We start from the raw sequence: 18,814 nt of genomic DNA on the forward strand, positions 1-18,814 counted from the left end.
CCCTGAAGATTATAAACTACTGTGGAAATTAATTCAGTAGAGTTTCGCTATCTTTAACTTTTAATCAGAAACCTGCGTTATGAAGCAATTTTTACTCTGTAGCGTTTTACTATTTATCTCTACTTTAAATAGCAAAGCCCAAAACTCTAAAATTAGCGGAGACGCTTTTGCACATACTTACTCTATTGTAGCCAGGGATGCAAAAACCGGCGAGATGGCTGTGGGCGTTCAAAGTCATTGGTTTTCAGTTGGCCCATTGGTAGCCTGGGGGAAATCTGGCGTTGGTGTAATCGCCACTCAATCTTTTGTAAATCCTGCTTTTGGCCCGGAAGGGCTTAAACTCCTAAACCATGGCCACACTCCAGAAGAAGCATTAGAAACCCTTATCAATAATGATGAAGGTCGTGATTTCAGACAACTTGCCATCTTGAGTAAATCTGGACAAAATGCCGCTTATACCGGGAAGAATTGCGTAGCTGAAGCCAGGCACATTACGGGTGATAATTTTTCGGTTCAGGCAAATATGATGTTAAATGATAAAGTTGTGCCTGAAATGGCTAAAGCCTTTACCGAAAACATGAATTTACCTTTAGCCGAAAGAGTGGTTGCGGTTTTAAAAGCTGCTCAAAAAGCAGGTGGGGACATCCGCGGAAAACAATCGGCCGCATTAATTGTGGTAGGACCAGATAAAGTGGAAGAAATCTGGAAGGATAAAAAAATAGATCTAAGAGTAGACGATCACGAAAACCCGGTAGAAGAGCTAGCCAGACTGCTAAAAACAGCAAGAGCTTACCAATTTATGAACCGTGGTGATCTTGCTATGGAAAAAGGAAATGTAGAAGAAGCTTTAAAACAATACAGCACAGCCGAGAATATGTTTCCTGAAAACCTGGAAATGCGTTTCTGGAAAGCAGTAGCACTTGCCAATAGCGATAGGCTTGAAGAAGCAAAGCAAATTTTTGATAGAATCTTTGATGAAGATGAAAACTGGAGAATTATGCTAAAGCGCTTACCAAAAGCCGGACTTATTGAAGTGACGGTAAAGGAGCTGGAAATGCTCGTAAACTAATCTCCCAGGAATTAGTATCTTTAAAATCTAAATATCATTGTTATGAAAATTACTTTTAATAAAATTCTATTGGGAATTGCCGTTGTATCACTTACAGCTTTTACGTCTTGTAAAGACGCTGAAGAAAAAACTTCTGAAGAAACCCAAACAACAACCAATACTCAAATGACTGGGAACACGCCTGGAAATGGAGAAATCCCAGATGTTAATCCACCACACGGAGAACCGGGACACCGTTGCGATATGCCGGTTGGCGCTTCTTTAACCGGAGCCAACAGTACATCAAATACCCAACAGGAAATGACCTCTTCTCCAATTAGAGTAAAGGGAGATAAACCCACTAAAAATCCTCCACACGGGGAACCTTATCATGACTGCAGTATTCCTGTAGGGGGAGAACTAAACTAAAGTCTCTTTTCATTCCTTCGAAATCAAATAGAAATTATTTTGCTTTTGTTGCGACCTAAAATATATGCAAGCCACCAGTACTAGTTTCTATTCAGATCTCAAGGTTCATGGTATTTCCATTAGTTCACTAATTGGAGATAAAGATAATTTCGCCTCAATACCTGAAGATTGGTATATTCTCGTTGCAGATATTCGGAATTCTACTCAGGCCGTTAAGAATGGAGCCCATAACCAGGTAAATCTCGTAGCAACCGGTTGTGTAATTGCTATATTGAATCTGGCTGAAGCATACGGTATAAATGTTCCTTTCTTTTTTGGTGGCGATGGAGCCACCTTTCTTGTTCCCAACAGCATACGCGAGAAATCTTTAACTGTATTAGATAAACACAATAAGAATACAAGGAAAAATTTTGGTTTTAGTCTAGCCATAGGTAGTATTAGAATTGAAGAGATTTATAATAAGAATATAGATCTAAAAGTAGCTAGAGTAAAAGCTAACGAGGTTTTAAATATCCCTGTTGTGCTCGGCAACGGACTCCACTATGCTGAGGAAATAATCAAAAATGAGCAATTTTCTGAGCAATTTATTGCAGATGAAACTGCGTTGAATCTTTCCGGAATGGAATGTAAATGGGATAAGGTGAAGCCACCTAATTCAAACCAGGAAGTTATAAGCCTAATTATTTCAGGTTGTGAAGAAGCAGATTTCTCCAGAATATACTCCAAAATAATGGCTACGATAGATGAAATTTACGGTTCTATAGGACGTAGAAAGCCAATTTCTGTAAAAAAACTCAAAATAAAATCGGGTTTAAAGAGAATTAAGGATGAGATGAAAACCAAACTGGGAAAATGGAGTTTTCCTGAGTTTATAAGAAGTTTTATGGTAGCCAATTTTGGTGAATTATATCTCAAAAACACCAATGCCGGACAAAACTACCTTCAAAAACTCGTAGAGCTTTCTGACAACCTTACTCTGGATGGTCGTATAAATACAGTAATTACAGGTACCAGCGATCAGCGTAAAAAGCTAATAGCGTATTTAGATAAATTGGAGAATCTCAAGCTTATTAAATACGGTTATCATGTGAGCCAGGAAAGCATTATGTCTTGTTATGTAAAAGATATGAGCACAGACCAGCACATTCATTTTATAGATGGTGGCAATGGAGGATATACAAAGGCAGCTAATCAACTGAAATTGAAATTTCAGAATTAACTGCCGTTGTTTTAATTTTTAATCCAATCCGCCTTTCCTTTCAGCGTCTCTTGGTTCCGGCCAGGTCATTTGCTCACCTGTTCTTCTGTTAATTGGTAAAACGGCTTTCTCTCGTGAAGTAGTTTCAGGATCTTCACTAGCCATATAAGTCATAATCGCAGTTAGAATTATATTGCTACGCACATCATCAAAAACAATTTTATCGTAAGTATCTAAATTGGTATGCCAGGTATAGTCCCAGTAAGACCAGTTTAAAGATCTTAACATAAATGCAGGCGCTCCGGCAGCCACAAAAGAAGCATGATCTGTTCCACCGCTGGAAGGTGTTCCGGGGAAAGAAGTCTCAATCTCAGATTTAATTTCCTGAGGAACCGGCTCCAACCAACTTCCTATAAAATCATAGGCGTGTAAAAACCCCTGTCCGTTAATATTCTTAACCCTTCCGGTTCCATTATCCTGGTTGAATAAAGCCTGTACATTAGCCACAATCTCAGGATTATCTTTTACAAAAGCACGAGAACCATTAAGTCCCTGTTCTTCACTACCCCAATGCCCGGCAATAATAGTTCGCTTCGGGTTTGGATATAGTTTTTTAAGGATTCGCATGGTCTCCATCATAACCATTGTCCCGGTACCATTATCGGTTGCTCCGGTCCCGCCATCCCAGGAATCAAAATGCGCTGAAAGAATAACATATTCTTCAGGTTTTTCGCTACCTTCAATCCTTGCAATAGTATTAAATGTTGGTACTTCACCAAGATCTTTAGATTGGGCAACCACTTTTATTTCCGGAGCGTTATTATTTTCAGCTAAACGATAAAGCAATCCGTAATCTTCCAAAGCAAGATCTATTGTTGGAATCTCGTTGGTATAGGCACCAAAAACTTTATTTGCCCCAAAACCGTGAGACCAGTTAGAAGTAACAATACCTACTGCACCCGCTTCTTCCAACACTTTTGGGAGTTCACGGTAACTATAGCCGGTTTTTTGAATTCTACTTCTCCATAGAGAATCGGTTTCTTTTATACTTTCCTGCATATTTTTCCAGGATTTTTCTGTGGCCCATTCTTCCCAGTTATAAGGAGGTCTCCCCGTAGGTTCATTTACCGAGATCATCACAAATTTTCCTTTTACCGAAGAAAGCATTTCGGCAAACGCAGCGGAATCTGCTGCTTCAGGTAAAATCACTACCTCTGCAGTTACTCCCTTTTTCCCTGTAGAAGGGCTCCAGGCTAATTGCCGCCCATGTAGTGTTCTCACTCTTGGTTCTACAAGATCTATATGGGTAATCCCACGTTCCCAACCACGCCAGGTTCCATATTCCTGATTTTCTGCAGAAATTCCCCAGCTATCATATTTTTTTACCGCCCAATCATGTGCGTTTTTCATTTGTGGTGTTCCTACCAATCTAGGTCCAACCACATCTACCATTTCGTGGGCAAGCTCTTCTAATTTTGAATTTTCATTGACCTCGGTTACAATTTTGTCTACCATTTCTTTCTGAGCCTGCACCTGTAATGTGCCAGCCACAAGAAATAAACTAAAAAGTGTGCGTAAATTTTTCTTCATACTGTTTTAATCAATTTTTTAAAATTAAGCCTAAATATATCAATTATATCTATTCCAACTTCACGCTTATTCTTTATCATTTTTGACAATTTAACTATATTGCCACTGCTATTAAAAAATAACCCCACAACTCCTTAAATTGATGAAAAAAATTTCAGCTTATTCCTTCAAATTTAAATTTTACGTTCTCTTTTTAACACTCCTAAATTTCGGTTTTACCGCAATTTCTCAAACCAGTGAACTTTCGGTAGAAAAAATTATGCAAGATCCTAATTGGATGGGAAATTTCCCCTCTAATGTAAAGTGGAGTGCAGATAGTGAGACAATTTACTTTAATTACAATCCCGAGAAGAATAACAATGATTCACTTTATAAAATTGAATTGAGCAATACTTCAAAAATAAGTAAGGTAAGTCTGGAAGAAGAACAAAACCTGAGTCCCCGGTATGGAGATTTCAATAATGATAGAAGTAGAAAGATTTTTAGCGAAAATGGAAATCTTAAGCTTTACAACATAAAAACCGGAAAAACCACCGAGCTCTTAGACCTTTCACAATCTATTCAAAATCCTGTATTTTTAGCTGACGAAGATAAAATTAGCTTCACTGTGGGTGAAAACGCTTTTGTCTACAATAGAAAAGCAGGCAGCATTAAGCAACTTACCAATATTGAAAGTGGGAAAGCAAAAGATAGGAAAGAAAAGGAAATTTCAGAAAAAGATGCCTGGGTAAGGGATGAAAACCTGGAACTTCTACAAGTTGTAAATCAGCGAAAAACCGAAGAAGATAATACAGAGGCTTATCGTGAAGCTACTGCAGAAGAGGAAATCTTTACATTTTACCTGGAAGACCGTAATATTAGCAGTTTACAAGTTTCTCCAAATGCAAATTTCGCAACATTTAAACTCATTAGCCGCGAGCGCGGAGAAAGCACCAATGTTCCAGATTATGTAGATGAATCTGGTTACACCGCAAACCTACCTGCTAGAAGTAAAGTGGGCGAAAATGAAACTAAAGTTGAACTTGCTATCTACAACTTTGAAAAAGATACCGTTTACACGCTAAAAACAAGTGAATTACCCGGAATTACAGATCTACCTGATTACGTAAAAGATTACCCAGATAAAGAATGGGAAGAAACCGAGAGAGAAGTGGTTCCAACCACCGTTTATTTTTCAGACAATGGGGAACACGCCGTGGTTAACATTCGTTCTAAAGACAACAAAGATCGCTGGATCGCTAAAATTAACCTGGAAACCGGCGAGTTAAATACTTTAGACCGCCAGCGTGACGAAGCCTGGATTGCGGGGCCGGGAATTGGTTATACTTTTTACGGGGGTGAAGAAATGGGATGGCTACCAGATAATAAACATATTTACTTTAAGAGTGAAGAAACAGGATATTCTCATCTTTACCTGTTAGATGTTACTTCTGGGAAGAAAAAAGCGCTAACTCAGGGTGATTTTGAAGTTTTTGACCCGAAACTTTCCAATAATAAAAAACATTGGTTTTTAACCACTTCAGAAGTTGGACCCGGCGAACGTCATTTTTATAAAATGCCGGTGATGGGCGGTAAGATGGAAAAACTGACTCAAATGGAAGGTAACAACGATGTTTACCTTTCTCCCGATGAAAAAAACATGGCCATTTTACATTCCTATAGCAATAAACCCTGGGAGCTATATTTAAAGAAAACAAAAGCAAATGCGGAAGCCAATCAACTAACAGAAGGACAGTCTGAAGCATTTAGCAACTACGCATGGAGAGTACCTGAATTAATAGAGTTTGAAGCCGAAGATGGCGCTATGGTTCCTGCCAGGTTATATAAACCGGAAGCTGATGTAAAAAACAATGCCGCTGTGGTTTTTGTTCATGGCGCCGGTTACCTGCAAAATGTACACAAATGGTGGAGCAGTTATTTTAGAGAATATATGTTCCATAATCTTTTAACAGATCTAGGGTACACTGTAATCGACATTGATTACCGCGGAAGTGCAGGTTACGGTCGTGACTGGAGAACAGGAATTTACCGCCACATGGGCGGAAAAGACCTTTCTGACCAGGTTGACGGTGTGGAATATTTAGTTGAAAATCACGGAATAAATCCTGAAAAAGTAGGAATTTACGGTGGAAGTTATGGCGGCTTTATCACTTTAATGGGAATGTTTAACGAAGCTGAAACTTTTAAAGCCGGTGCTGCGTTAAGATCGGTAACCGATTGGGCGCATTATAATCATGGCTATACTTCTAATATTTTAAATGAACCAGCAGCAGATCCTATTGCCTACAGAAGATCTTCTCCAATTTATTTTGCTGAAGGCCTGGAAGGTGATTTATTGATCGCCCACGGAATGGTAGATGTAAATGTTCATTTTCAGGATGTGGTTAGGCTTTCGCAACGTTTAATCGAATTAGGGAAAGAAGACTGGGAAATGGCAATTTACCCCGTAGAAGATCACGGTTTTGTGGAACCCAGCAGTTGGACCGATGAATACAGAAGAATTCTTGAATTGTTCAACGAAAGCCTCTTAGACTAATGGATATTGAATATGTAAGAAAGCAATTTCCGGCATTGGAAAGAGAATTCACTTTTATGGATAATGCCGGCGGTTCCCAAACTTTAAAAAAAGTAGCAGAACGCATCAGTGGATATTTATTACATCATAATGTTCAGCTTGGGGCTTCGTATAAAGTTTCCCGGGAAGCCGGAGAAAAACTCAATTATGCCACCAAACAGGTTTGTAAATATATAAATGCGGGCAAAACTGAGGAGGTGGTTATTGGGCCTTCTTCAACTATGCTTTTACGAATTTTAAGCATTTGTATTAGTAAGCAATGGCAGGAAGGAGACGAGGTGATTGTAACAAATACAGATCACGAGGCCAATGTTTCTCCCTGGACAGATCTAAAGGATAAAGGAATAAATGTAAAGGTTTGGAAAGCAAATCCCGAAAGTCTGGAGCTTGAAATAAGTGACCTCAACAAATTGCTAACAAAGCGCACTAAGCTAGTAGCCGTAACCCACGCTTCTAATATTTTAGGAAGTATAAATCCTATTAAAGAAATTGCAAAAACTGTACATAAAGCTGGCGCACTTATTTGTGTAGATGGAGTGGCTTATGCTCCCCACAGGCGCGTAGATGTTAGGAAGCTGGATGTAGATTTTTATGTATTTAGCTGGTATAAAACCTACGGACCGCATTTGGCGGTTATGTATGGGAGGTATAATCAGTTATACAAAATGGAAGGTATAAACCATTACTTTTTCACGAAAAAAGATGTTCCTTATAAATTCCAACCGGGAAATTTGAACTTTGAACTCACGTATAGTCTATTGGGAATAACAGAGTATTTTGAACAGTTATTCAAACACGAATTTCCAAAAGCAAAAAAGATTGATTTTCAGGAAAAAATGGATAAAGTCTTTGAAAATATTAGCAAGTACGAAGAACGAATTTGCAAACCCCTGATTAATTATTTAACCGAACATCCAGACGTTAAAATTATTGGTAAGGATACTGCCGATAGGGAACAAAGAGTACCCACTATTTCATTTGTGCACAGTAAAATGAAAAGTGATGAAATTGTTGAAAGAGTAGATGATTACCGCATAGGGATTAGATTCGGAGATTTTTACGCCAAAAAACTAATTGAAGATGCAGGTTTAAAAGAAAAAAACGGTGTGGTAAGAGTTAGCCTGGTGCATTATAATTCGCTAGATGAAGTAAAAAGATTGATTTGGGTTTTAAAGAAAGTGATTTAGTCAAATCGCGGTAACTTATTTCTAATTGATTATAATTAGAAATCTCTATTTTAAGTTCGTCAAGCTGTACCGAAGCGTCGGGATTGTTTCAGACTTTATCCCGAATGAACTTCGGGATTCTAACCTGTTTGATTCTGAAATAAATTCAGAATAACGGTTTATTTATTGACTTAATTTACTGATATAAAATTCATTACGAACGGAGTGAAGTAATCTATATATCCTTTACTACAAATCGAAAGATTACTTCTCCCGCTAAAAACCGGGATCATAATGACGATTCTAATTTAATTTTTCAAGGCTTTTAAATTTTCTCTCAAAAATCGAAATTATTATCCCAAAGCTTGCTTCAAATCGTTTATTAGATCTTCTTCATCTTCAATTCCTACACTTAACCTAATTAGAGAATCTACCACTCCGGTTTTTGCTCTTTCTTCTTTCGGAATAGAAGCATGAGTCATACTCGCAGGATGCCCGGCTAAAGATTCTACGCCACCAAGCGATTCTGCCAAGGTAAATACTTTTAGATTTTCCACTATTTTGGTAGCACTCTCCAGCGTGTTTTCTATGGTGGTAAAAGAGATCATTCCGCCAAAATCTTTCATTTGCTTTCTCGCAATATCGTGGTTTGGATGATCTTCAAAGCCCGGCCAGTAAACCTTTCCTACTTTTGGATGTGTTTTTAGAAATTTCGCGATTGTTGCTCCATTTTCGCAGTGACGCTGAATTCTAAGATGCAGGGTCTTTATTCCGCGCAATACCAAAAAGCTATCTTGTGGCCCGCAAATAGCACCACTCGCCTTTTGAATAAAGTAGAGTTTCTCCGCTAATTTTTCATCATTCACTACTAAACTCCCCATAACTACATCACTATGGCCTCCCAAATATTTTGTAGCACTATGCATTATAATATCGGCCCCAAGCTCCAAAGGTTGTTGTAAATATGGCGTAGCAAAAGTGTTATCTACTGCAAGCAACAAATTGTTTGCCCTTGCAATTTTACCCACCGCTTCAATATCAATAATATTCATCATGGGGTTGGTTGGCGTTTCTATCCAAAGCATTTTAGTGTTTTCGTTAATAAAACTTTCAATATTGCCAGCTTTCCCCATTCCTATAAAATGGAATTTAATCCCCATCTTTTCAAAAATGGAAGTAAACAAACGATAAGACCCGCCATAAAGATCGTTAGTTGTAATAACCTCATCCCCGGGTTTAAAAAGCTTTAAAACAGCATCTATAGCCGCAAGACCAGAGCCAAATGCAAGACCAAATTTACCATTCTCAATACTCGCCAAAGACTTCTCGAGAGCGGTTCTTGTAGGATTTGCACTTCGCGAATATTCAAATCCTTTATGGCCACCAGGCGTACTTTGCGAATAAGTACTGGTTTGATAGATTGGCGGCATTACAGAACCGTACGCCGGATCTATATTTTCCTGGCCTCCATGTATTGTTTTGGTATTAAATTTCATATCTCCTGGGTTTACAGCAAATGTAGTAGGCTCATTGTGTTTAAACAAAATAGGCATATCTTTATTCAAGTATTTAACAGCTTTTTTTATGTATCGAAATATATTTTCTCTCCTTGTTATTTTCATATTATTCAGCGCCTGCCGTGATGAAAAGTCTGATGCCAGCGTAAAACAGGTTAAAGGCGATACCGAAGCCTTAAGTTTTTACGACGAAGGCTTGTTACCTAAAGATTTTGAAGCTTGTAAAGGGGTGAAATGCCCTAAAATAAGGGTCAATTATTTAAAGTTTAGAGAAGATCGTGAAGCTGCTCTGGCTATGAATCGCTATAATGAAAAAAATCTTATACAGATATTAGATAACACTGAAGAAGGCAGCAAGACCGAGAATATTAAAGGCGCGGTAGAAGAATTTATTAAAGATTATCAGAATTTTAAAAACGATTTTCCAAATTCTGCTATTGGTTACGAAGTTGAAATTTCCCAATCGGTTTTGAGCCAAACTAAAGATTTATTAGTTCTGGAAACAGATTTCTACATTTTTACCGGTGGTGCACATGGCTATGGCGCTAAACGGTTTGCTAATTTTGATATTGCTTCAGGCGAATTGCTAACAAAAGAAGATCTGTTCTCAAATCTTGATGCTTTTAAGAATTTTGCTGAAAAGGAATTCAGAAAAAAATATAAAATTCCGGAAGGAGGAAACATAAATGCCAAAGGATTTTTCTTTGAAAATGATAAATTTGCACTTCCAGAAAATATAGCGGTCACCAAAAATAGGGTGATCCTGGTCTATAATCGTTATGAAGCTGCCAGTTATGCTGAAGGAGAATTAAACCTATCTTTTCCGAAGAACAAAGTAGCACAGTGGCTTATTTACTAAATAAAAACTAATGAAAAAAGTATATCATCTTTCAAGCTGCAACACCTGCCAGAAGATATTAAAAGAACTGGAATTACCAGATTCGTTTGAGCTTCAGGATATCAAAGTAGAGGAAATTACTACAGAGCAAATAGAAGAAATGCAAGCGCTTTCAGGAAGTTATGAAGCTTTATTTAGCCGAAGAGCACGCCTTTATCGCGAAAGGGAATTGAACAAAAAAGAACTCTCTGAAGCCGATTATAAAGATCTAATCCTGGATCATTATACTTTTCTAAAAAGACCGATGATTATTAATGATGATGAAATTTTTATAGGAAATTCTAAAAAAACCGTTGCGGCGGCCAAAGCAGCGGTGCATGGATAACAAACGTATTTGGGCCATCTTAGCAGCCATTGGTGCAAGTGCGATCTACGGACTTAACCATACGATTGCCAAAGGCGTAATGCCCACTTATATTGAACCTTTCGGGTTTATCTTTTTAAGGGTTTTTGGTGCAGCTATCCTGTTTTGGGGAATTAGCTGGCTGGGACCCAAAGAAAAGATCGCAACTTCTGACTGGCCAAGAATTTTAGGCTGTGCCGTTTTTGGAATGGCAATTAATATGTTGTTTTTCTTTAAAGGCCTAAGCCTCTCTACCCCTATTAATAGTTCGGTTATTGTAACACTTTCACCGGTTATGGTGCTCATTTTGGCATCAATTCTTATAAAAGAAAGAATTACCTTGCTTAAAACTATGGGAATTATTGTTGGTTTAGCCGGCGCATTGGTTTTAGTGCTTTTTAGTACAGATAGCACCGTTAATGCACCAAATATTCCTTTAGGGAATGTGCTTTTTATTGTAAACGCTTTTAGCTACGGGCTATACCTCATTTTAGTAAAACCACTTACCGCAAAATATCACGCACTTACTTTAATGAAATGGTTATTTCTTATCGGTGTTTTTATTAATTTACCTATTACCATTGGTGAATTTACCGAAGTAAACTGGACAAGTTTACCGTTTGATGCTATATGGAAAATGGCTTTTGTAGTAGCAGGAACCACCTTTTCTACTTATTTACTTAATATTTATGCTTTAAAACAACTTTCGGCCTCTACCATAAGTGTATTTATTTACCTCCAACCACTAATCGCGATTACGTATGCGATTTTGACCGGCGCCGATGAGCTTAATATGGTAAAAGCAGTAGCCGCAATTTTGGTTTTTGTAGGAGTTTATATGGTAACAAAAAAGAAAACCGAAATTAGGAGGTAGTTTTAATTTAATCTTCCAGTTTTTCTGCAAGCTCACGCAGATAATTCTTATTAGCCTTTATTGCTGAAAGTGGGGCTGTAAACGTACTAACCCTGCCTATCGCAGGAAAACTCAATTTACCTTTCGCTAATGAATTTGCGAGGAGTATTTGCAGATAATTATAAGTAAGAATAAATTGCTGTAATAAATTAGTTCTTTTTCTACTGAAACCCAGTTTTTCTGCAGTCCTGTCGTTAAGAATATAGCTTGTACCTTCCAGTGTGATCTTCTCTGCCTCATTTGCACTATATGATTCGCTAAGTTTTATCAAGCCCAAAATATATTGATTAAGAATAAATCTAATACGCTGCTTACCCTTCCAGTTTCTATCAATCATGTAATAATAATCAAACAAAGTTCCGCCGTGCATAATGATCTTTCCATTTTTTTCTTTTTCAGTAATAAAAAGCGGAGTGTAATAGATTAATTTCCCATGTTTTCTGCCTTGAGGTGTATCTATAAAAGGTGCCAGGACTGTAAGGATTAATGGGGCTAAAAACAATGGCAAGTAATACCATTCAAGGAGAAAAGCCACAAGTACAGTACCTAGAAATACCACAAAAGCAATCCCGGAAAATCTAAGGATCTCCCGGGTTTGTTCTTTCTCTGGTTTTATGTAGAAACTATGCTTTTTGATAGGGGAACTTAATCATTTATAAACAGAGCATACCTAAAATCCTATTTTTTCTGGATCTAAGTGCTGTGGGTGTTTCCCGAATTTTCTGGTGTCTTCTCTAGTTAAGATCTTAAAATCATCAGTATGCCCAAGACTATCTAAATTATCATGTAGGGCTTTTGGAAGTTTGGTAAGTTTTCTTTCTTTTAGGTCTATCCAGGCTCCCATCATCTCACAACTCGCAAAATTTTGACCATTTTCGTCATAAAAATTATGCAGAAACTCAAAGTACATACCATCTTCTGCAAGACCTTTTAATTGTAAAGTTACTTTTATAGGTTTTCCTGCAAAAACTTCTTTAAAATAATAAATATGCTCATAAAAGACCACCGGCCCTATATTCTCTCTAGCCAAATCTTCCTGGCCAAACCCGTTTTCCATTAAAAAAGCCATCCTGGTATGACTCATAAAATTTACATAAGCCGTATTGGCCAAATGCCTGTTGGCATCTATATCACTCCAGCGTATTTCAAATTCTTTAGTATACATTTCTTTTTAATTTTTAATAAAACTAAGCATAAATATTATGCACGCATAATTATATTAAAATTTCCAGGGAATATTTGGAAGTTAAAAAACTCTCTTAAGAATCAAATTTATTCGAAATCAAGCTTTAAAGAGTTTATTATCTCCCAGAATTATCCTCAGGATTATTCGCTTAATATAATACTACTTAACTTTGCCCGGCTATGCCTATACTCAAAACCAAATATAAAGCTTCCGGGATTTTTAAAAATCCTCACGTATCTAGCATTTACGCTGCTACGCTTAGAAAAGTTGACTTTAGTTTTAATACTACAGATCGCATAGAATTAAGCGATGGTGACTTTTTAGATTTAGAGCGTGGTTTTTATTCTCCAAAAAATAATAAAGTTATAATTCTGCTTCACGGCCTTGCTGGAAATGCCAACCGTCCTTATATGTTAGGAATGGCAAAGCAATTTCAGCAGCACGGTTGGGATGTGGTTTCTATGAATTTTAGGAGTTGCAGCGGAGAAATGAACCGCCTTTATCGCAGTTATCACGGCGGTGCTACCGAAGATCTACAAGCGGTAATTAAATATCTGCAGCAGGAAAATCAGTATAAAGAAATCAATTTGATTGGATTTAGCCTTGGAGGGAATTTACTACTAAAGTACTTAGGGGAACAGGCTACTATTCCGTCAGAAATTAAATCGGCAGTGGCTATTTCTACGCCCTGCGATCTTGGTGCCTCTCTGGAAGAGCTCAACAAAATACATAACTTCTTATATTCAAAACGCTTTTTAAAAAACCTGAAAAAAGAATTACAACTTAGGCAAACCCATTTTCCTGAAAAAATTAGTAAAAAAGAAATCACACAGTGTAATTCTTTGCTAGCCATAGACGAATTATACACAAGCAAGGCCCACGGATTTAAAAATGCTTCAGATTATTACAAAAAGTGTAGCTGCATAGGTTTTCTACCCAATATTACCACTCCCACGCTACTGATAAACGCAAAAAATGATTCTTTTCTTTCCCCGAATTCTTACCCAACAGAGATAGCAAGAAATTCAGAATTTCTTCATTTAGAAACACCTAAACACGGTGGGCACGTAGGTTATATTCAACATAATAAAGCTTATTATCACGAAGAAAGAGCCCTGGAGTTTATAAAAAAGTTCGCGCTATCCTAGATCTTCTAAAAAGACTAAGCGGAAGAATCAATTAAGGTGTTTGTATATTATATGCTGAGATTATGTTTTAATACTCGTATAAAATGGTGGCGTTTGAATTTATAATGTTTAATTGAATTTGATCTCCATCACCTCTTAAGTTTGAAATATCAAACGTCAATTCTTTTGTAATATAGGCTTCGCATAATTCTTCATTTTTTAATGATAATCTTAAATTCCTTTGAGACGGCTCTAATTCAAAAATTTCTCCAGAATCGATTAGTTTTAACTCCCAGGTATCTCCATTACAACCTCCAGAACTAAAATTAATTTTTAAACAGTCGTTAATTATCACTAAACTATTAATTACTAATTTGTTTGCAGGTGCATTTATATATTCTTCTGCGCTTATAATAGTTTCAAAATCACAATTATTTTGGTTTCTGTTGTTGTCATCATTAGAACAGTTAAAAAATGTGATTCCAATTATTATTAAAATGAATGCTTTTTTCATGTTAGTTTGATTGTGTTTCTAATAGATGAAGATTTTATAGACTGGTTGCGAAACCTACCCAAAAAATTCAGAATCTGTAAAATACCCTTTTACCGGCTTTGCCCTGCTATAGAATTGATTATCTTTGCACAAGCTTAAAAATCACTCATGATTCAGTCAATGACAGGTTTTGGGAAAAGCATAACGCAGCTCCCATCCAAAAAAGTAACCGTTGAAATCAAGTCGCTAAACAGCAAAAATCTTGATGTAAACGCCAGAATTCCTTCGCAATATCGCGAAAAAGAACTTCAACTAAGAAATACAATTTCAAAATCCCTTACTCGCGGAAAAGTAGATTTTTCCCTTTATGTAGAGGTCACCGGCGAAGAAACTACCGCCTCTGTAAACCGTGGGGTGGTTAAAAATTATATGCAACAATTAAAAAGTATTGTTGACGGCAATGAAACCGAATTGCTAAAAATGGCAGTAAGAATGCCTGATGCGGTTACCACCGAGCGCGAAGAAATAGATGAATCTGAATTTAAAGCGATTGAAGACGCGGTGATTGAAGCGCTGGAAGAGATCAATCAATTCAGAAAAGACGAAGGCGAAGCATTAGAGAAAGACCTGAAACTTAGAGTGAATAATATTCAAGCTTTGTTACAGGAAGTTTTAAGGATTGATCCTGAAAGAGTTGATGCTGTAAAGGAACGTCTAAGAAAAGGAATTGCCGATCTTAAAGAGAATGTAGATGAAAACCGTTTTGAACAGGAATTGGTGTACTACATCGAAAAATTTGACATTACCGAAGAAAAAGTAAGACTGGAAAATCATCTTGCTTATTTTAATGAAAGTATAAACTCGCCTGATTCAAACGGTAGGAAACTTGGTTTTATTTCTCAGGAAATGGGTCGGGAAATTAACACTATTGGAAGTAAATCTAACTATGCCCCTATGCAACAATTAGTGGTGCAAATGAAAGACGAGCTTGAAAAAATTAAGGAACAACTTTTAAACGTACTTTAAATGAGCAATGGTAAACTTATCGTATTCTCGGCCCCTTCAGGCTCGGGAAAAACAACGATAGTCCAACATTTGTTGAAGCATAAAGAATTAAACCTAGAGTTTTCAACCTCGGCTACCTCACGCGCTCCCAGGGGCGATGAAAAAGATGGCCAGCACTATTACTTTCTATCTTTAGAAGACTTTAAGAAGAAAATTAAAAACGACGAATTCCTGGAATGGGAAGAAGTATATCGGGATAATTTCTACGGAACTTTAAAAAGTGAAGTAGAGCGCATTTGGTCTCAAGGCAAAAACGTGATTTTTGATATAGATGTAGTTGGCGGATTAGATATAAAGAATATTTATCCCGAGAAAACCCTGGCGGTTTTTGTAAAACCCCCAAGTATTGAAGAATTAAAAATAAGGCTGAAAAAGCGTAAAACCGAAACCGATGATAAAATAAATATGCGTGTTGCCAAGGCCTCTATTGAATTGGCAACGGCACCACAATTTGATTTTATTATTGAAAATCATCATTTAGGTACGGCACTGAAAGAAGCTTACGAGCTTGTATCAAGCTATGTTGGCGCAAATAATTCAGGTAAAAATGAATAGGAAGATCGGCTTGTTTTTTGGGACTTTCAATCCTATTCACATCGGGCATCTTATCATTGCTAACCACATGGCCGAATTTTCAGATTTAGATGAGGTGTGGCTTGTGGTCACGCCCCATAACCCTCACAAAAAAAAGAGCACACTTTTAGACAATCATCACCGGCTGGATATGGTTTATAAAGCTTGTGAAGGTTATGAGCATTTACGGCCGTCTAATGTAGAGTTTAACTTACCAAAACCCAATTACACCAGTACTACCCTGGCGCATCTTCAAGAAAAATATCCAACCAATGAATTTTGTCCAATTATGGGAGAGGATAACCTTAAAACCTTCCACAAGTGGAAAAATTATGACGTAATTTTAGAAAACCACGAAATTTATGTTTATCCACGAATTTCTGGAGGAAAAGTTGAAAATGAATTTAAAGACCATCCAAAAATTAAACGGGTAGATGCCCCGGTAGTTGAGATTTCTTCCACATTTATAAGAAGAGCCGTAAAAGACGGTAAATTCATTAAGCCCTTATTAAACCAATCGGTTTGGGATTATATTAAATTGATGAATTTTTATAGGTAGTGCTTGAAAGTTTAAAACAAAAGACTGTTTAAAATCTTATTTTAGCTGTTCTGCTTAGCTGATTGAACCTACTTTTTTCATGGTGGAACTACAAGCTATAGGACGTCGACTGCCCTCAATGTAACAACCTCAAGACTTTAAACAGTCTTTAATCTTTATATCTTATTCCTGACGTGGAATTCGTAAAACCTGCCCGGGATATATCTTATCAGGATCTTTGAGCATTGGTTTATTTGCTTCAAAAATCACCGTATATTTATTAGCATCGCTATAATGTTCTTTCGCTATCTTACTTAAGTTTTCGCCACGCTCTACCGTATGAAAACTAGCCTCAGGCGATTCAATTTTTACGGCTAACCTATCATCTACCTTCGCAATGCCTTCTGAATTACCTATTACGAGCACTATTTTCTCGCGAATAGCCTGGGAATCTGCCAGGCCATAAACTGTGGCTGTATTTCCTTCAATATTAATAACCGGATTCTCTACAGCTAAATCAAGGCCTTGTATGGTTTCCAAAAGCTTATCTGCAGCTTTTTCGTTCTGTTTTCTTATGATCTCTTTTTTGGCCTCGGTAATTTCTATATGTTCCTCTTCCTTCTCTTTTTCCTTACCAAAAATTTTTTCTCCCGCATCTTTTATAAATGAAAATATTCCCATAATACTGATTACTAAGTTATTGAATTGAAAAATACAAAAGAAAAAGAATGTTATGCCTGTTTTAAGTCCTAAAACTTTGTTAGTTTTTTGCCATGTTGTTCAAGTAAACTACCTCGGGGCAAGCGCACTAGGCATTCGTTGTAAACAAATTTCTAATTTCGAGGCAAGCCTCGGGGTATTACACCCTTTGGCGGTGCCAATAAAAACAAAAACCGCAACACACAATCAAATTATGTGTTTGCGGTTTTCAAACTAAATAACCAACCAAAAAACTAAGAAAATCCATCTTTTTATAAAGAAGGTTCTTCGTTAATATGATAACGTCCTAAAACTATTAGAATTGCCGACTATAAAATTTATATATGTTAAACTTTTACTCTTATTTCTTAGCTATTCATTAATAAAATGCTTTATAACCCCTGTCTTTTTAGATATACTTAGAAAATTGTTTATTTTTGGATTACAGAAAATCAACCTATGGATAAGTCTCCAAAGTTTGCCGTAATTGGCGGCGGTAGCTGGGCTACTGCAATTGTAAAAATGCTTAGCGAAAATGTAGATACCATTTATTGGTATATGCGCAGCGAATATGCCATTGAGCATATTAAAAAGCAGGACCATAACCCAAATTACCTTAGCTCGGTTGAGTTTGACGTCAATCAGTTAGAATTGAGTAGTGATATTAACAAGACAGTAGCTGCAGCTGATTTTCTGATTTTCGCTATTCCCTCTGCATTTGTGAAAAGAGAATTAGATGCTTTAACGGTTTCTCTGGAAGATAAAATCATATTTTCGGCTATTAAAGGTATTGTACCCGAGAGTAGCCTTATTGTAGGTGAACATTTTGAAGAATATCATCATGTTCCTGCAGATAATATTGGGGTTATTACAGGCCCCTGTCACGCCGAAGAAGTAGCCCTGGAAAGACTTTCTTATCTTACCATTGCCTGTACCGACGAGAAAAAGGCAAAACTACTGGCAGATAACCTAAGCAGTGAATACATTAAGTGCAAATTAAGCGATGATGTTACCGGAACTGAATATGCAGCAATGCTGAAGAATATCTACGCCATTGCCGCCGGAATTGCACACGGATTGGGTTATGGAGATAACTTTCAAAGCGTATTGATGAGTAATGCCATAAAAGAAATGAAACGCTTTATTAAGAAAGTACATAGCATGAAGCGTAACATTAACGATTCTGCTTACCTGGGGGATCTTTTGGTAACAGGATATTCTGTATTTAGCCGAAACCGTATGTTCGGAAACATGATTGGAAAAGGCTATACTGTAAAGAGTGCCCAGATGGAAATGAGCATGATTGCCGAAGGTTATTACGCTACCGAAAGTGCTTATAAAATAAATAAAGATAAAGGCGCAAAAACGCCTATAATTAACGCAGTATATGGAATTCTTTATGAAGGTAAAAACCCTAAAAAGGTAATTAAGAAACTGGCAGAGAAGCTTACTTAAG

19 protein-coding genes are annotated in these 18,814 nt (G+C 37.0%); 13 read left to right on the plus strand and 6 right to left on the minus strand.

Annotated features, from left to right (window positions below; genetic code table 11):
* The first annotated feature begins 79 nt into the window (after positions 1–79).
* From B5X51_RS06125 to B5X51_RS06135, 3 genes are all read left to right on the plus strand, one after another.
* Positions 80–1,069 (plus strand): DUF1028 domain-containing protein, encoded by a 990-nt coding sequence (locus tag B5X51_RS06125; RefSeq protein WP_079720068.1) that lies wholly within the window; start codon positions 80–82, stop codon positions 1,067–1,069.
* 42 nt (positions 1,070–1,111) lie between these two features.
* A complete protein-coding gene (locus B5X51_RS06130) occupies positions 1,112–1,477 on the plus strand; it encodes a hypothetical protein (RefSeq protein WP_079720069.1) in 366 nt (121 codons plus the stop codon).
* A gap of 64 nt (positions 1,478–1,541) precedes the next feature.
* Complete coding sequence (locus B5X51_RS06135) at positions 1,542–2,696, plus strand: DUF3095 family protein (RefSeq protein WP_079720070.1); 1,155 nt, start codon at positions 1,542–1,544, stop codon at positions 2,694–2,696.
* A gap of 18 nt (positions 2,697–2,714) precedes the next feature.
* Here B5X51_RS06135 and B5X51_RS06140 read toward each other — a convergent pair whose 3' ends face one another.
* Complete coding sequence (locus B5X51_RS06140; protein WP_079720071.1) at positions 2,715–4,265, minus strand: M20/M25/M40 family metallo-hydrolase; 1,551 nt, start codon at positions 4,263–4,265, stop codon at positions 2,715–2,717.
* A 142-nt stretch (positions 4,266–4,407) separates the two neighbouring features.
* Between B5X51_RS06140 and B5X51_RS06145 the strand changes: the two genes are divergently transcribed.
* Both B5X51_RS06145 and B5X51_RS06150 read left to right on the plus strand, forming a co-directional pair.
* Positions 4,408–6,801, plus strand: a complete 2,394-nt coding sequence (locus B5X51_RS06145) for a S9 family peptidase (protein WP_079720073.1) — start codon at positions 4,408–4,410, stop codon at positions 6,799–6,801.
* Positions 6,801–8,027 (plus strand): cysteine desulfurase-like protein, encoded by a 1,227-nt coding sequence (locus B5X51_RS06150; protein ID WP_079720075.1) that lies wholly within the window; start codon positions 6,801–6,803, stop codon positions 8,025–8,027. The genes B5X51_RS06145 and B5X51_RS06150 overlap by 1 nt, the downstream gene beginning before the upstream one ends.
* 332 nt (positions 8,028–8,359) lie before the next feature.
* On the opposite strand, the gene B5X51_RS06155 is transcribed toward B5X51_RS06150, so the two are convergent.
* Positions 8,360–9,502 (minus strand): cystathionine gamma-synthase, encoded by a 1,143-nt coding sequence (locus tag B5X51_RS06155; protein ID WP_079720733.1) that lies wholly within the window; start codon positions 9,500–9,502, stop codon positions 8,360–8,362.
* Between the two features lie 88 nt (positions 9,503–9,590).
* Between B5X51_RS06155 and B5X51_RS06160 the strand changes: the two genes are divergently transcribed.
* Genes B5X51_RS06160 through B5X51_RS06170 form a run of 3 tightly spaced genes read left to right on the plus strand, consistent with a single transcriptional unit; the run spans position 9,591 to position 11,638 of the window.
* Complete coding sequence (locus tag B5X51_RS06160) at positions 9,591–10,382, plus strand: DUF3298 and DUF4163 domain-containing protein (RefSeq protein ID WP_079720076.1); 792 nt, start codon at positions 9,591–9,593, stop codon at positions 10,380–10,382.
* A 10-nt stretch (positions 10,383–10,392) separates the two neighbouring features.
* A complete protein-coding gene (locus tag B5X51_RS06165; RefSeq protein WP_079720078.1) occupies positions 10,393–10,746 on the plus strand; it encodes an arsenate reductase family protein in 354 nt (117 codons plus the stop codon).
* A complete protein-coding gene (locus B5X51_RS06170) occupies positions 10,739–11,638 on the plus strand; it encodes a DMT family transporter (protein ID WP_079720079.1) in 900 nt (299 codons plus the stop codon). Before B5X51_RS06165 ends, B5X51_RS06170 begins: the two co-directional genes overlap by 8 nt.
* A 7-nt stretch (positions 11,639–11,645) precedes the next feature.
* Here B5X51_RS06170 and B5X51_RS06175 read toward each other — a convergent pair whose 3' ends face one another.
* Positions 11,646–12,212 carry a hypothetical protein gene (locus tag B5X51_RS06175; protein ID WP_139374843.1) on the minus strand — a complete coding sequence of 189 codons (567 nt, stop codon included), beginning with the start codon at positions 12,210–12,212 and terminating at the stop codon, positions 11,646–11,648.
* 135 nt (positions 12,213–12,347) lie between these two features.
* Entirely contained in the window at positions 12,348–12,842 is a 495-nt protein-coding gene (locus B5X51_RS06180; protein WP_079720082.1) for an acyl-CoA thioesterase, read from the minus strand.
* 200 nt (positions 12,843–13,042) lie between these two features.
* Between B5X51_RS06180 and B5X51_RS06185 the strand changes: the two genes are divergently transcribed.
* Positions 13,043–14,011: a YheT family hydrolase gene (locus B5X51_RS06185; protein ID WP_079720084.1), complete on the plus strand. Its 969-nt coding sequence runs from the start codon at positions 13,043–13,045 to the stop codon at positions 14,009–14,011.
* Positions 14,012–14,078: 67 nt separating this feature from the next.
* Here B5X51_RS06185 and B5X51_RS06190 read toward each other — a convergent pair whose 3' ends face one another.
* Positions 14,079–14,504 (minus strand): hypothetical protein, encoded by a 426-nt coding sequence (locus B5X51_RS06190; RefSeq protein WP_079720085.1) that lies wholly within the window; start codon positions 14,502–14,504, stop codon positions 14,079–14,081.
* Between the two features lie 147 nt (positions 14,505–14,651).
* Here B5X51_RS06190 and B5X51_RS06195 point away from each other — a divergent pair, with 147 nt between their 5' ends.
* The 3 genes from B5X51_RS06195 to nadD are packed head-to-tail and all read left to right on the plus strand — an operon-like array spanning position 14,652 to position 16,680.
* Positions 14,652–15,509, plus strand: coding sequence for a YicC/YloC family endoribonuclease (locus B5X51_RS06195; protein WP_079720087.1), 858 nt, complete (start codon positions 14,652–14,654; stop codon positions 15,507–15,509).
* A complete protein-coding gene (gene gmk / locus B5X51_RS06200) occupies positions 15,510–16,103 on the plus strand; it encodes a guanylate kinase (RefSeq protein WP_079720088.1) in 594 nt (197 codons plus the stop codon).
* Complete coding sequence (gene nadD, locus B5X51_RS06205) at positions 16,096–16,680, plus strand: nicotinate (nicotinamide) nucleotide adenylyltransferase (protein ID WP_079720734.1); 585 nt, start codon at positions 16,096–16,098, stop codon at positions 16,678–16,680. The genes gmk and nadD overlap by 8 nt, the downstream gene beginning before the upstream one ends.
* A gap of 162 nt (positions 16,681–16,842) precedes the next feature.
* Here nadD and lysM read toward each other — a convergent pair whose 3' ends face one another.
* On the minus strand, positions 16,843–17,340 hold the full coding sequence (lysM, locus tag B5X51_RS06210) for a peptidoglycan-binding protein LysM (RefSeq protein WP_079720090.1): 498 nt from the start codon (positions 17,338–17,340) through the stop codon (positions 16,843–16,845).
* A 477-nt stretch (positions 17,341–17,817) separates the two neighbouring features.
* Here lysM and B5X51_RS06215 point away from each other — a divergent pair, with 477 nt between their 5' ends.
* Positions 17,818–18,813 carry an NAD(P)H-dependent glycerol-3-phosphate dehydrogenase gene (locus B5X51_RS06215; protein WP_079720091.1) on the plus strand — a complete coding sequence of 332 codons (996 nt, stop codon included), beginning with the start codon at positions 17,818–17,820 and terminating at the stop codon, positions 18,811–18,813.
* The last annotated feature ends 1 nt before the right edge of the window (position 18,814 follow it).

The organism is Salegentibacter holothuriorum, assembly GCF_900168045.1.
GTDB lineage: Bacteria > Bacteroidota > Bacteroidia > Flavobacteriales > Flavobacteriaceae > Salegentibacter > Salegentibacter holothuriorum.